Source organism: Deltaproteobacteria bacterium (assembly GCA_030690165.1).
GTDB lineage: Bacteria > Desulfobacterota > GWC2-55-46 > UBA9637 > UBA9637 > JACRNJ01.
In genome coordinates, this window is record JAUYHF010000019.1 from 1 (window position 1) to 14477 (window position 14477).

The following is a 14477-nucleotide window of genomic DNA, read 5'->3' on the forward strand; positions in this document are numbered from 1 at the left end:
ACTGATAGACGGGATAAAGGTATTTATCAACAAAGGTTGGGTCATAACATACCCCAGTCAGGATCAATCATATTTCCATATTGTAGCTGAAGCAACAACAATGGAGAAGGCCAAAGACCTTGTAAGAGAATACAGGGAAAAGATAATGGGATGGCAGAAGTAGAGCGACATTCTGCGAATGTCGAATTGCAAATTGAAGATTGTAAATTGTAAAATGCAAAATTGAATGGAACTTTAAATTTACAATTTGCACTTTCCAATCTTCATTTTACAATGGAGCAAAGCGACATGAGCAGCATAAAATTCGGCACGTCAGGCTGGCGCGGCATTATCGCAGAGGATTTTACTTATGAGGCCGTAAGGATCGTAACCCAGTCCATTGCAGATTACCTCAAAGCGTATCATGAGGACAAAAAAGGGATAGTGGTCGGCTATGACGCCCGCTTTATGGGCGATAGGTTTGCATCAGAGGTTGTAAGAATTCTTGCAGGAAACAACATCAAATCTTTCCTGGCAATAGGGCCGACGCCCACGCCTGCTATCTCATTTGAGATAATACGGAGAAAGGCCGGCGGCGGCATAAATATTACAGCCAGCCACAATCCGCCAGAGTATAACGGCCTGAAATTTTCCTCTCCTTCCGGCGGGCCGGCGCTCCCTGCTGTAACAAGGGAGATAGAACAGAAAGCAAATGAGATGCTTTTGGAGGTTGCCTATTCAGAACTTTCCATGGCTGATGCAAGGCAAAAAAACATTTTGGAAGAGATAGCGCCGTTCTATTTTTACGCAGAAGGGCTCAGGCAAAAGATAGATATGGCTGTTATAAAGAAGGCGCAGCTTGAGATCGGGGTTGACCTTATGTATGGCGCAGGCCGTGGTTATTTAGACAGGATTCTGGAAGACGCAGGCTGCAACATCACAGCATTTCACAACCACACCGACCCTTCATTTGGAGGCAGGCCGCCTGATCCGAGCGAGGGAAATCTTGCAACACTGATAAAAGCGGTTAAAGAAAATGGCTGCGACCTCGGTCTTGCGCTTGACGGCGATGCAGACAGGTTTGGAATAATAGACAGGGACGGCGCATTCATTGAGCCGAATTATATCCTTGCCATGCTTTTTGATTATATGATAAGGATAAAAGGCTTAAGCGGCGGTGTTGCAAGAAGCGTTGCCACAAGCCATCTGTCAGACGCTGTTGCAAGACATTACAATATGCCGGTCTATGAGACGCCGGTTGGTTTCAAATATATCGGCGAGCTTATCACAACAGGGAAGATTTTAATCGGAGGGGAAGAGAGCGCCGGAATTTCCATAAGGGGGCATGTCCCGGAAAAGGACGGGATACTAACCTGTCTCCTTGTAACAGAAATGGTTGCAAGGGAGGGTAAAAGCCTGAAGGAGCTGTTGAATGATTTGTATAAAAGGGTAGGCAGGCTTGTTAGCAAAAGGGAGAATGTCAGGCTTGACAATGTTTCAAGAAAAGGCATGTCTCATATGTTAAATACATCCCCAAAGACGATTGCAGGCCTTTCTGTCAAGGATGCAAAGGATATTGGAGGGGTTAAATTCCTGCTGGAGCATGGATGCTGGCTCCTTATAAGAGAATCAGGGACAGAGCCTGTTGTGCGTCTGTATGGCGAGGCAAGGGATGAGGATGAATTGGAAAGGATTATGAAGGCCGGAAGGGAAATGGCGCTGGGAAAATGATATTAAAAACCCTTGTAGCAGGCACGTTAGAGACAAATTGCTATATCCTTGGGGATAAAAAGAGTAGAGAGGCAATATGCATAGACCCCGGCGGCAATGTGGATGAAATAATGGGAGAGGTTCGGAAGGAAAAACTTTCCCTTAAGTATATAATCAATACCCACGGCCACTTTGATCATGTTGGAGGAAATGGCCTTTTAAAAAAGGCCACAGGCGCAAAACTTGCCATCCATAAAAAAGATGCTTCTCTTCTTAAAAACGCAGCATCGCAAGCCGCTGCCTTTGGCATGGATCTTGTTTCTTCGCCTCCCCCGGATATGTTTCTAAAAGACGGCGATAAGATTATAGCAGGCGCTCTGACGGTTGCCGTTATACACACCCCCGGCCACACAGAAGGGGGCATATCTTTATTTTTAAATCAAGAGAAAATATTATTCACTGGCGATACAATCTTCGCCGGTTCAATCGGCAGGACAGACCTTCCAGGCGGCTCTTATAAAGGATTAATGGCCTCTATAAAAGACAAAATCCTTCCTCTTGGGGATGATGTCCAGCTCTTTCCCGGTCATGGCCCTGAGACAACTATTGGCAGGGAAAAGAGGTTTAATCAGTTTTTGGCATAAGAGTTAACGTATAGCGGAAGATGAAATACATTATCGCCTTTTTTATACTTTTTTTGAACTGGGTTATATGGTCAGGCATGTTTGATGCCTTTCACCTTTCCCTTGGTGTTATTTCCTGCCTTCTCGTAATCTATATGTCCCATGACATCCTGTTTACCCATGACGAGTTATCTTACAGGCATATAAGAGAGGTTATCAGGTTTATTAAATATATCCCCTGGCTTTTATACCAGATTGTCTTGTCCAATATCTATGTGGCCCGCTTGGTTATGAACCCTAATATGCCCATAGACCCTCAAGTCATAAGATTCAAGACTAAATTAAAAAAGAATATCTCTGTGGCAACCTTTGCCAACTCTATCACCCTTACACCCGGCACCATTACAGCCGATATTAAAGAGGGGGAATTTTGTGTTCATTGTATAAGCAGAAAGGTTGCAGATGACCTTCTTACAGGTGAGATGGAAAATAAGGTGGCATATATCTTTATGGAGGATTAGATGGGAAATTTCTTTCTGGCGATAGCGCTGATATTAGGCTTTTTGACCCTGCTGTGTCTTTATCGCGGGGTATTCGGCCCAACGGTACTGGATAGAATAATCAGCATCAGTGTTATCGGCACAAAGACAACGATTATTCTTGCCCTTATAGGTTTAATCTATGGAAGGATGGATATGTTTGTGGATATTTCGATTGCATACGCATTATTAAATTTCATCGCTACACTGGCTTCTGCAAAATTCTTACTCACAAGAAAGAGTATTGTGCCAGGCGCAAAATTCTTTAAGGAGAGGGGGGTTAAATAGATGCTGACTATCCTTGCCGTAATTTTTATTGCAACAGGAGTTTTCTTCTTTACTATTGCAAGCATCGGTCTTCTCCGATTCCCTGATTTTTACTGCAGGATGCATGCAACAGGAAAGGGCGATACACTGGGCGCTTTTCTATCACTTACAGGTCTTGCGATTTATAATCTGAACAATGGATTTTCACTGACGGTGATACTGTTGAGCATAAAGATAATGTTTATTGCGTTATTTATTTTTATAGCCAACCCTACTGCAACCCATGCCATAACCAAGGCAGGGTTTGAGTGTAACATTGAGCCATGGACAAGGAAAGGAGCAGATAAATGATCTGGCAATTGGACATCATATTACTCCTTCTGGTTATTATATGTGCTATAGGCGCTATAAATGTGAAGGACCTTTTGAGTTCAGCTATCCTTTTGGGCGCATATAGCTTTCTCATGTGCCTTATCTGGGCAGAGATGGGTGCGGTGGATGTTGCCTTTACAGAGGCTGCTGTCGGCGCAGGCATCAGCGCTGCGTTCTTTATCGGTGCAATATATCAGACTACGAGGAGGACAAAGGATTGAGGATTTTCGCCTTTATTGCGGTCATTATAACAGGCGCATTGTTGATTTACGCTACGGTGGACATGCCCAACTGGGGCGACCCAAATTCACCGGCAAATATCCATGTATCGCCACGGTATATCAAAAAGACTATTGAAGAGACAGCAACGCCAAACGCAGTAACCTCCGTGCTTGGTGATTACAGGGGCTATGATACCCTCGGTGAGACTACAGTTATATTTACTGCAGGGATTATCTGCATACTTCTCCTGAGGAGGCATAAATGATAGGCAGACTTGAGAATGTTATCATTCAGACCGTTTGCAGGCTTTTTATTCCGCCGATTCAACTCTTTGCCCTTTATGTTATTGCCCATGGACATTACAGCCCTGGCGGAGGTTTCCAGGGAGGCTGCATCCTGGGGGCAAGTTTTATCCTGATGGTAATAGCTTACGACATAAAAGAGGCAAAGCGGATGATGTCTGAAAAGGTCAATACTATATTAAGCAGTCTCGGTGTGATCATATATTCAGGGATTGGCGTCGTATGTCTGATACTCAGTGCAAACTATCTTGATTATGGAATCCTTAATAAAATTATGCCTGTAACTATTGCAGAGGCAAGGGCATTGGGGATATTTGGAGTTGAGGTCGGAGTAGGGATAACGGTAATGGCTGTCATGGTCTCAATCTTCCTCAACCTCGCCTCTGGCGGTGAACATGAGGAGGCAGAGGAATAATGGAATTTATTATCGGCAAGTTTAATTACTGGGTTTATATAATCCTTATGATGATAGGCTTTTATGCCATGATAGCAAAGAACAATCTGGTGAAAAAACTTGTGGGTATGAATATCTTTCAGACGGCGATTATACTCTTTTTCATCTCTATCGGCTCGAAAAAAGGAGTCACAATACCGATTATTCAAGAGGGCGCTGGGGATGCCGTGAACCAGGCGGTGAACAGCGCCCGGTATATGAATCCCCTGCCCCATGTGCTTATGCTTACCGCCATAGTCGTTATGGTGAGCACCTTCGGAGTAGCGATGGCGCTGATAATAATGATATTCAGAAGATATAAGACACTGGAAGAGGATGAGATACTGGAATCCCTGAGGTCCGGAGAGGAGAAATGACCGCGCAGGCCCCGATCTTAATCATAATAATTCCCCTTATAGCCTCGTTTTTAAATGTCATAATCGGGTTATGGAGGAAAAGGCTCTGCTACCCGCTCGTTATTATAACCCTGAGTCTCTCTGTTATTTTATCTATTTCGATATTGAATACAGTCATTACTCAAGGCGTCATCCATTACAGGCTCGGAGGCTGGGAGCCGCCCTGGGGGATAGAATATGTGATAGACCATCTTAACGCCTTTATACTGATTATCGTATCATTTATCAGCTTCACTATAGCTATATATTCAAAGAGAAACGTTGAACAGGAATTCCCTGAAAAGGCTGTCTACTTTTATACAATATACCTCCTCCTTGTAACAGGACTTTTAGGGATAACGATAACAGGCGATGTATTCAATCTCTATGTTTTTCTGGAAATCACATCCCTTGCTGGCTATGCCCTCATCGCAATAGGAAGGGATAAGGCTCCGCTTGCGAGTTTTAATTACCTGATAATGGGGACTATCGGCGCTTGCTTCTATCTGCTGGGGGTAGGCTACCTTTACATAGCCACAGGTTCACTTAACATGGCTGACCTCGGAAGGCTGCTACCCGACCTTTACCACTCCAAGGTGGTGCTGGTAGCCTTTGCCTTCTTTGCAGTGGGGGTTGCTATAAAGATGGCGCTATTCCCGCTCCATGTATGGCTTCCGGATGCTTATACCTATGCGCCATCAACAGTGAGCGCCTTTGCTGCATCCACGATGACCAAGGTAGGTGTTTATGTGATGATAAGGATTATGTTCACTGTATTTGAGCCGCGATTCTCCATAGTGATGCTTCCATCAACTGAGATATTAGGCTGGGCAGCCTCCGGCGCCATGATATTCGGCTGTATATTAGCCATAGCACAAACGGATGTGAAGAGGATGCTCTCCTATATCCTTATCGCCGAGGTGGGCTATATAGTGATCGGTGTGAGCGTAGCAAATCGCATGGGTTTTACAGGGGCGCTCCTCCATATCCTTTTTGATGCCTTTACGATGGCCTGCCTCTTTATGGCGGCAGGGGCAGTGATGCACAAGACAGGGGAAACCAGCATCCACGGCTTCAGGCACCTGCACAGAAGAATGCCCCTTACCATGGCGGCCTTCAGCATTGCTGCCCTATCAGCCGTGGGGGTGCCGCCCTTCGCAGGGTTCTTCAGCAAATGGTATCTGGTCCTGGGTGCGATAGATGCCGGGAAATGGATATTTGCCGGGTTCCTTCTGCTCAGCAGTTTGCTGATTGCAATAGCATTTTTCAGGATTATACAGAATGTATATTTCCCACCGTATGAAATCCTCATTGCGGGGAGCGAGATTGCTTTGCCTTCGGCTCGCAATGATAATATCACACTCAGGGATGAAGCCCCTGTAAGTATGCTTCTTCCCATATTCATAATGGCCGCCGGGATACTTATATTGGGATTCTTTAGCGGGAAGATTGTCTCGGCTGTAATTCAGTTTACTGTCCCGGGGGGCTTTTAAGTATGGAGGCCATAAGTTCCATAAAACCCCTGCTGGTCGTCATAGTCTCTTTGATTGCAGCCTTTCTTATCCTCCTTACAGGGGAAAGGGCAAGAAACCTCAGAGAATCATGGACAATCCTTGCCTCAGTGGTTAAATTCGCCATTGTTTTCTCCATGGTTTCACCCATCCTTGAAGGTAAGGTAATAGAGTATACCGTCATTTCCATCTTGCCGGGTCTCTCACTGCAATTCAGGGTGGATGCCCTGGGAATATTATTCGCCCTGACAGCGTCATTCCTCTGGATAATTACATCCTTTTATTCCATCGGATATATGAGGTCATTGAATGAGCATGCACAGACGAGATATTTCGCATGTTTTGCCATAGCGCTGTCTGCAACAATGGGTGTTGCCTTTTCCGCGAACCTCTTTACCACATTCATCTTCTATGAGATTATCACACTCTCCACATATCCCCTTGTTGCCCACAAAGAGACATCCGAGGCCATTAAGGGGGCGAGGAGATACCTTGCCTATTTACTCGGCACATCCATAGCATTTCTGTTATTAGCCATATTTCTTACATATAATGCTGCTGGAACGTTAGATTTTTCCAATCAGGGGATACTTGCAGGGAAGGGTTCTAATGCCCTGTTGACTGTTATATTTATCCTGTTCATGGCCGGGATTGCAAAGGCAGCGATGATGCCCCTTCACTCGTGGCTGCCTGCGGCAATGGTGGCGCCAACGCCAGTGAGCGCACTGCTGCATGCAGTGGCAGTGGTAAAAGTAGGGGTCTTTACAGTCATAAGGGTAGCGCTCTATATATTTGGAATTGATCTTCTTAGCCGGCTCGGTCTCGGTACAGCCCTCGCATATTTCGCCTCTTTCACAATTATAGCGGCCTCAATTATTGCCCTCAGACAGGATAACCTTAAGCTCAGGCTCGCGTACTCCACTATCAGCCAGCTCTCTTATATTATTCTCGGTGTTGCCTTATTAACGCCGAGCAGCATGGTCGGCGGCATTATCCATATAACCAATCATGCCTTTTCAAAGATTACGCTCTTTTTCTGCGCAGGGTCCATCTACTGCGCCGCGCATAAGACAAAAATCAGCGAACTTTCCGGACTTGGTAAAAAAATGCCGTGGACAATGACCGCGTTTTTTATAGCATCCCTCAGTATGATAGCCGTGCCGCCTGCGGGTGGTTTTATAAGCAAGTGGTATCTTGCCCTTGGGTCAATTGAGGCCAAAGAAATACCTATCCTTGCTGTGATAATCGTAAGTTCAATACTCAACGCCGCATACTTTTTGCCGATTACATACAAGGCATTCTTTGAGAAACAGGATGATGCCCATCATGAAGAGATAAAAGAAATACCAATGGTGGCAATACCTCTTATGATAACAGCAATTATCTCTATTCTCATAGGCATCTATCCTGATTATTTCCTGACCTTGGCAAAGGAGGTTGTAAGATTAAGATGATGATAAAGAGGATTGTGGATTATCTCGGTAATCCTGACAATGCAGGAAGGCTGAAGAAACTTCTTTATATCACACTTGCGGTGATTGTGGCGGCGGATTTTCTGGTTCCGCGGGAGCATGCGGCTTTTTTCTGGGACGATATACCCGGCTGGAGCGCTGTTTACGGTTTTATCTCCTGCGTGCTTATCATCGTTGTTTCGAAGTTTCTTGGCCATCGCGGTCTTATGAAGAAAGAGGATTACTATGACTAACTGGTTTCATCCGTCCGTATTATTTATCTTCGGCGCATTTTTAATACCGCTCTTTAAGGGGAAAGCGCGGCAGACATATCTTATTTTGATTCCGGCGCTGGCCCTTATCGATATTGCCTCCATGTCCCAAGGCACATACTGGACTTATAACTTCCTTGGCAATGAAATCATATTCGGCAAGGTTGACAAGCTCAGCCTCATATTTGCCTATGTCTTTACCATCGCAGCCTTTATCAGCATTGTCTATGCGCTCCATATTGACGACTACGGCCAGCATATAGCCGCCTTCCTCTATGTCGGCAGCTCCATCGGCGTAACCTTTGCCGGTGATTACCTCACCCTTTTTATATTCTGGGAGATTATGGCCTTTGCCTCTGTTTATCTGGTCTTTGCCCAGAGAGGCAAGGCGAGTGTTGACGCAGGTTTCAGATACATTCTTGTCCATATTGCAGGCGGCGCATTTCTGCTTGGCGGGATAGTCCTCCATTCTATAGCTACAGGCTCCATACTTTTCGGGCCGCTTGAGAAAGACGGCAGCCTGGCATTTTATCTAATACTTATCGGGTTTATATTAAACGCCGCTGTGCCGCCGCTTAATGCATGGCTGACAGACGCCTATCCCGAAGCCACAGTAACAGGCGCAGTGTTCATGTCCGCGTTTACCACCAAAACTGCGGTGTATGTTCTGGTGCGGGCATTTCCGGGGACAGAGCTTTTAGTTGTGCTGGGCGTTGTTATGGCGCTCTACGGTGTTGTGTATGCGGTTTTGGAGAATGATTGCAGAAGACTTCTGGCTTATCATATTGTCAGTCAGGTCGGCTACATGGTTGCGGGTGTTGGGATGGGCACAGAGATGGCCCTGAACGGTTCGGTATCCCACGCATTTGCCCATATCATCTACAAAGGGCTTCTTTTCATGGGTGCGGGCGCTGTTCTATACATGACAGGCATACGCAAACTCACGGAGCTCGGCGGGCTATATAAGACCATGCCCATAACATTTGTCCTCTATATGGTGGGCGGATTTGCCATCTCTGCCTTTCCTCTTTTCAGCGGTTTTGTGAGCAAGTCCATGATAGTTGCAGCTGCGCAGCACGACCACAGGGCTGCTGTAACCCTGCTCCTGACGCTGGCGTCTTCAGGGACATTCATATCTCTTGGTTTGAAACTTCCGTATTATATGTTCTTTGGAAAGGATTCAGGCATAAGGGTCAAGGAGCCGCCGCTTAATATGCTCATTGCAATGGGGATTGCGGCATTCCTTTGTATAGCAATAGGCGTATTTCCAGGACAGCTTTATTCCATTCTCCCGCATCCGGTCCACTTTGAGCCATATACGCCGGATCATATAACCGGCGCCCTCAGTATACTTATGTTCACGGCGCTGGGCTTTTTTATGTTACTTAAAAAACTTAAACCCGAACCTGCCATCAGTATTGATACAGACTGGTTCTATAGAAAGGGTGCAAAGGCCTTTATGTGGTTTATAAACAATCCGGCAGCAAAGATAGGGGCAGAGATCAACAGGGCAGCCTTTGATATTATTCCATCATCCCTGAATGAGATCAGCAGGGGCGTTTATGATGAGGACATTCAGAGGAGGCCCATAGGCATCTGGGTACTCCTCTCATTTATTTTAATATTCTTCTATGCCTTAATCTATATGATATTTATATGAGCCTTGCCCTGTAGTCAACCTGCAACCTTGTTTTTATGGATAATACCATCAGCATATATATTCACATCCCCTTCTGTGTAAAGAAGTGTCCGTATTGTGATTTTAATTCTGTTGCAACCGCTGATATTCCTGATGATGCCTATATAAATGCCTTAAACAGGGAATTATTCTTTCACATTAAAGAGAGACCGGTTTTATCAAAGAAAACCCTTGAGACTATTTATATCGGCGGTGGCACACCTTCCCTTATTTCTCCCCATAATATAAAGAGGCTTTTAAGCAGTATAAAACAGGCCTTTGCAGAATCAAATCCGGAGGAGATTACTATTGAGATAAACCCAGGGACTATTGCAAAGAACAGTCTTGCTGCCTTCAGGGATGCAGGCATAAACCGGTTGAGTATCGGCATTCAATCATTTAATGATAAGACGCTCAAAACCCTTGGCAGGATTCATTCTGCCGATAACTCGCTTAAGTGTTATGAATATGCAAGAGCAGCAGGTTTTGATAATATCGGGATAGATCTCATATTTGGCGCGCCTGGGCAATCTACAGAAGAGTGGGAAGGAGATTTAAAAACAGCCATTGCTTTAAGGCCGGAGCATATATCCGCCTATAACCTTACAGTTGAAAAAGGCACACTGTTTTTTGAACTTCAGAAAAACGGGGGGCTTGTCCTGCCGTCTGAAGAAGGACAGGTTTTAATGTATGAACTTGCCATAGATAGTTTAAAAGAGGCAGGCTATAATCATTATGAGATTTCCAATTTTTCATTAACGGGTTTTGAATCCAGACACAACATGAGATACTGGTCGTGTATGGATTATATCGGGCTGGGGGCAGGCGCTCATTCATATATTTCATCTCCTGATTGGGGTGTCAGATGGTGGAATGAATCAGATCCTGATGCATACATGCAGCAGATAAAAAAGGCGACTGCCGAGCAGGGGCAGGCAATTGCAGGAAAAGAAAGATTAACAAAGAAAGAGGCGCTGGAGGAAGGGATATTCTTAGGGCTGCGGAAGACATCAGGGATAAATATGAACTGGTTTGCGGCGCGATTTAATACGCCGCTAAAGAACCTGTGCCATCAAAAAATAGCCGAACTCAAAACCTGTGGGTTGATTTATGAAGATGGAAGCATCATAAGGCTGACCCGTAAAGGTCTTACCCTGTCCAACGAGGTGTTTGCAGAATTGATTTGAAAATTTCTAATTTTCTATCCGCCGCACAAGCTCTGCCCTCTCTCCCCGTAAGAATAGCAAAAGCGCCATGCCTATTACAAGCACAGCAGAGCCTGCTATTATAAATCCAATCCCCGGGTCTTTATTTATATTAAGAGCTACATACGGCGTGTTTATATAGTTAGCAAGCTCTATGGTATGACCATCAAGTTTTATACTGCTGCCAACACCGGATAATGGAAGCCATGCGGTCTTGCCGCTTATGGATATAATCTCCTGATATGGATTTCTATATTCTTCAGAATGGGAATATGGATTCCCCTTTTCATCCATCGCAAAATCAGGGAGAATATTGCCGAGTTTGAACATCGCCCCTTCTTTTGTCCTAAATGCCCCGCCAAATTTCATTCTAAAATCTTCACCGTCCACTTTAAGGATAAGCCCCGTAGGCGCCTCGCCCTGGTCAGCATGGTAAAAGGCAATGCCTCTATAGATTAACGGGCCATTTATCCGGATATTGTACTTCAGAATTTCTTTTCCATCTTTAAGCAAGGCAACCTTTGTTTTTAAATCTTCCAAACCGGCCCTCCGCGATGTCTTCATCTCTATGTCGTCAAAACGGAGAAAAAGCTCCGGCCGGGAAGGAACCTCTATGGTTTGCCCCTGAAATACGAAATTCCCAGGGCTTCTGAAACCGTATATGCTTCCAACAAGATGTCCAAGGAGCGCTATCAGAAAACCGATATGCACAATCTGCGGGAAGAATGACTGCCACGGTCTTTTATCTTTTAATATGGAATAGAGCTTATCCAAAGTGCAGACTGTGGTATTTATGGCAAATATGGTTGTAAGGAAAACTAGTATAAAAATCCACAAACTTATATTGAGGCGCGCTATTCCTATGGAAAAGAGCCACGGAAATAGTATTGCCTGATCCAGCGCCTGAAAGATTGCGGGATTTTTCATGGATACAATAGAACCCCATGCAGCATCAATAACAATAATGCCTGCCAGGATTATGGTAAGTTCAGTGGATGCAAAAAAACGCCAGATAGATTTCATTGTCCCCTCGTCATACACTTGTCCCTGCGAGCTCCAAGCAAGGATATAACCTTTTTGTAGCATATAGCACATTTGCAGCTTGTTTGTCTAATAACTTGAGATAGTGCAAAAGGGCTGATTGTCTGATATGATGCACCGGTAAGCAAAGGGGGTTTGAAGGTGCTCAATCAATTTAGACTGGCAATTTTCTTTGTCTTGCTTCTCATAAATCCAGCCAATGCCGCTCTACCAGAGTTGGTAAAATTGGCAGATGATGTTTACGGCTTTATAGGAAAAGAAGGCGCTACAAATTCCGGGTTTATTGTAACCAATGAAGGTGTTGTTGTGATTGATACGCAAGGGTCAAAAGACCTGGCAATCCTTTTAAAAAAGAAGATGCAGGAAATCACAGACAAGTCTGTTATCTATGTAATAAACACCCACTATCATGGAGACCATACATTCGGAAATCAATATTTTAAAGAGGCAAAGGAAATTATAAGCCACGAGAATACAAAGAAAAATCTTATAGAAAAGGACAGTCAGCATAGGGAGCAGTTTAAGAAATTATTTGGCGAGAACGCTCTTGAAGGTTTTGAACTAACACTTCCCACAAAAACATTTAAGGATACCCTCACCCTGCGGGTAGGCGGCAAAACCCTGGAACTTGCATATCTTGGCAGGGGGCATACAGACGGCGACATTATTGTTTACCTTCCAATAGAGCGCATTATGTTTGGTGGAGATTTACTTTATAAGGACAGGCTCCCCTGGCTTGGGGATGCCTATGCAAGCGAGTGGATAGAGACACTTGATAAACTTAAGCATTTTGATGCAGTGATACATGTCCCCGGCCATGGTGATATTGGGAATATTGCCATGCTGCAAAACATTCAGCAGTATCTTATGGATTTACAGCTTGAGGTAAAGAAATATATTGAAATGGGAAAGACACTGGATGAGATGAAAAAGGCAATAAACCTGCCGAAATATGAAAACTGGATTAAATATAAAGAATGGCTTCCTTTGAATGCGGAAAAGGTTTACAAGGAATTTACAGGGAAGTAAAAAATTTTATGTCATATACATATCTTGACCACGAGGCTGATGTAGGAATCAGAGCGGTTGGGACTACACTTGAAGAGGCATTTCAAGATGGCGCAAAGGCAATGCTAAATTATATGTGGGATATATCAACGATTGAGGAAAGGCAAAATGTTTCAATAGAGTGCGAGGCAAGGGATATACCTGAGCTGTTTGTAGAGGCCTTGAATGAAATACTTTTTAAGCAGGATGTTAACGGTCTTGCAATCAGCAGATTTAAGGTAGAAGAGATAAAAAAGGCGGATGAGAGATATAAACTTAAAGGAACTGCATTCGGCGAACCATTAAACCTTGAGAAGCATACTGTAAAAACAGAGGTCAAGGCAGCAACTTATGCAGGGCTTCGCTATGAGGAAAAAGAAGGTCGGCATATCGTGCAGTGTATTTTAGATGTGTGAAGTTAATGGCCTGTTGCCCAAATTCCATTCGACCGCATAGAAACTTTTCTGGTTCATGATATATCCCCTATGATGCCTAACGCCACGCATCACCGTGCCGCGTAGTTTACGGCTACAGTGTATGCAGTGAGTTAGGCGATTCCACTTGTTTCGGTCGGATCAATCCTATCCTTCCCCCTAGTGGCGGACAGTTCTTTGATCAACTCGGACGGTTTTTGGATCCGAATCAAAGGGCATATTTTCCCAAGGGTAGTTTTCCGGCTCAGAATCCCGCCATCACAAGTGAGAAACCGCTGGTAGCCATTGTGCACAGCATACATCAGGTGCTTTGCATCGTCGTCTTTCAGTCCGGAGGCAAGCAGATCCGAGTACAATTTATCATTGACAATATCTGTAACCAGCGGGTTCGTGATGCAGCCACCATATTGATCAGTCTGCGTGTGAAACCCAAGTACCTTGTGATCGTCCTCCACCTCGGCGACTTCCGAAAGGCCAGTCTTGAGCTTAGCGCGATGATTAGACGGCGCGCGTTCCATTTCCCGCAGTGATTGGCACGAGGTTCCAAGGTCAAGGTTAACTGAACGTTTGGCCTCCAAGAGTTGATCTATTGCTTCGAGTTCGGCTTTGTCCATGTCCCGTCTCGAAATCGCCGAAGCGACATTGTTGTCTAAATAGACCTTTAACATCTATAGACCCCTTGCTCCGCCTACCAATTAATTATACAGTTTCCCGACTTTATCAGAATCTATCTGTCATTTCAAATAAATTACAAAATCAAATTTGATATGACCATCCAATTTCACTATAGTTAAATTAGAAGATAATAGAACGAGAGCCATCTATGTCCGAAAAAACATTATCCATTGAAATAAAAAAGCTCACCCCGTATCTCTTCTGTTGATTCAAGTTTGAAGATTGAACCGGAATTTTTAGGTCTGTTTTGTTCCAGAAAGGTATCTTTGCTAAACAGTATTAAGCGCTTGACTTTATCTTACGATTGTGAGTATATTTACT

At 44.5% G+C, this 14477-nt stretch carries 18 protein-coding genes; 16 read left to right on the top strand and 2 right to left on the bottom strand.

Going from position 1 to position 14477, the window contains the following annotated elements:
- Positions 1-288 precede the first annotated feature (288 nt).
- Genes Q8P28_04395 through hemW form a run of 14 tightly spaced genes read left to right on the top strand, consistent with a single transcriptional unit; the run spans position 289 to position 10941 of the window.
- Positions 289-1710 carry a phosphoglucomutase/phosphomannomutase family protein gene (locus Q8P28_04395; protein MDP2682036.1) on the top strand — a complete coding sequence of 474 codons (1422 nt, stop codon included), beginning with the start codon at positions 289-291 and terminating at the stop codon, positions 1708-1710.
- Positions 1707-2333, top strand: a complete 627-nt coding sequence (locus Q8P28_04400; GenBank protein ID MDP2682037.1) for an MBL fold metallo-hydrolase — start codon at positions 1707-1709, stop codon at positions 2331-2333. Before Q8P28_04395 ends, Q8P28_04400 begins: the two co-directional genes overlap by 4 nt.
- A 20-nt stretch (positions 2334-2353) precedes the next feature.
- Entirely contained in the window at positions 2354-2833 is a 480-nt protein-coding gene (locus Q8P28_04405; protein MDP2682038.1) for a Na+/H+ antiporter subunit E, read from the top strand.
- Positions 2834-3139, top strand: coding sequence for a monovalent cation/H+ antiporter complex subunit F (locus Q8P28_04410; protein ID MDP2682039.1), 306 nt, complete (start codon positions 2834-2836; stop codon positions 3137-3139).
- Positions 3140-3469: a monovalent cation/H(+) antiporter subunit G gene (gene mnhG, locus Q8P28_04415; GenBank protein MDP2682040.1), complete on the top strand. Its 330-nt coding sequence runs from the start codon at positions 3140-3142 to the stop codon at positions 3467-3469.
- Positions 3466-3711 (top strand): DUF4040 domain-containing protein, encoded by a 246-nt coding sequence (locus Q8P28_04420; GenBank protein ID MDP2682041.1) that lies wholly within the window; start codon positions 3466-3468, stop codon positions 3709-3711. The genes mnhG and Q8P28_04420 overlap by 4 nt, the downstream gene beginning before the upstream one ends.
- Positions 3708-3977, top strand: a complete 270-nt coding sequence (locus tag Q8P28_04425) for a hypothetical protein (GenBank protein MDP2682042.1) — start codon at positions 3708-3710, stop codon at positions 3975-3977. Before Q8P28_04420 ends, Q8P28_04425 begins: the two co-directional genes overlap by 4 nt.
- Positions 3974-4429 (top strand): Na(+)/H(+) antiporter subunit B, encoded by a 456-nt coding sequence (locus tag Q8P28_04430; protein MDP2682043.1) that lies wholly within the window; start codon positions 3974-3976, stop codon positions 4427-4429. The genes Q8P28_04425 and Q8P28_04430 overlap by 4 nt, the downstream gene beginning before the upstream one ends.
- Positions 4429-4824 (top strand): cation:proton antiporter subunit C, encoded by a 396-nt coding sequence (locus Q8P28_04435; protein ID MDP2682044.1) that lies wholly within the window; start codon positions 4429-4431, stop codon positions 4822-4824. The genes Q8P28_04430 and Q8P28_04435 overlap by 1 nt, the downstream gene beginning before the upstream one ends.
- The gene (locus Q8P28_04440; protein MDP2682045.1) at positions 4821-6335 is read left to right on the top strand and encodes a monovalent cation/H+ antiporter subunit D family protein; all 1515 of its coding nucleotides are present in this window, start codon (positions 4821-4823) and stop codon (positions 6333-6335) included. The genes Q8P28_04435 and Q8P28_04440 overlap by 4 nt, the downstream gene beginning before the upstream one ends.
- Before the next feature lie 2 nt (positions 6336-6337).
- Complete coding sequence (locus Q8P28_04445; protein MDP2682046.1) at positions 6338-7807, top strand: monovalent cation/H+ antiporter subunit D family protein; 1470 nt, start codon at positions 6338-6340, stop codon at positions 7805-7807.
- Positions 7807-8058: a hypothetical protein gene (locus Q8P28_04450; protein MDP2682047.1), complete on the top strand. Its 252-nt coding sequence runs from the start codon at positions 7807-7809 to the stop codon at positions 8056-8058. The genes Q8P28_04445 and Q8P28_04450 overlap by 1 nt, the downstream gene beginning before the upstream one ends.
- Positions 8051-9736 (top strand): Na(+)/H(+) antiporter subunit D, encoded by a 1686-nt coding sequence (locus Q8P28_04455; GenBank protein ID MDP2682048.1) that lies wholly within the window; start codon positions 8051-8053, stop codon positions 9734-9736. Before Q8P28_04450 ends, Q8P28_04455 begins: the two co-directional genes overlap by 8 nt.
- Positions 9737-9771: 35 nt before the next feature.
- Positions 9772-10941, top strand: a complete 1170-nt coding sequence (gene hemW / locus Q8P28_04460; GenBank protein MDP2682049.1) for a radical SAM family heme chaperone HemW — start codon at positions 9772-9774, stop codon at positions 10939-10941.
- Positions 10942-10947: 6 nt separating this feature from the next.
- Here hemW and Q8P28_04465 read toward each other — a convergent pair whose 3' ends face one another.
- A complete protein-coding gene (locus Q8P28_04465; GenBank protein ID MDP2682050.1) occupies positions 10948-11982 on the bottom strand; it encodes a cytochrome c biogenesis protein ResB in 1035 nt (344 codons plus the stop codon).
- A 159-nt stretch (positions 11983-12141) separates the two neighbouring features.
- On the opposite strand from Q8P28_04465, the gene Q8P28_04470 reads away from it, so the two are divergent.
- Together Q8P28_04470 and Q8P28_04475 are read left to right on the top strand one after the other, a co-directional pair.
- Positions 12142-13029 carry an MBL fold metallo-hydrolase gene (locus tag Q8P28_04470; GenBank protein ID MDP2682051.1) on the top strand — a complete coding sequence of 296 codons (888 nt, stop codon included), beginning with the start codon at positions 12142-12144 and terminating at the stop codon, positions 13027-13029.
- 8 nt (positions 13030-13037) lie between these two features.
- Entirely contained in the window at positions 13038-13463 is a 426-nt protein-coding gene (locus Q8P28_04475) for an archease (protein MDP2682052.1), read from the top strand.
- A gap of 131 nt (positions 13464-13594) precedes the next feature.
- Here Q8P28_04475 and Q8P28_04480 read toward each other — a convergent pair whose 3' ends face one another.
- A complete protein-coding gene (locus Q8P28_04480) occupies positions 13595-14149 on the bottom strand; it encodes a hypothetical protein (protein MDP2682053.1) in 555 nt (184 codons plus the stop codon).
- Positions 14150-14477: the final 328 nt, after the last annotated feature.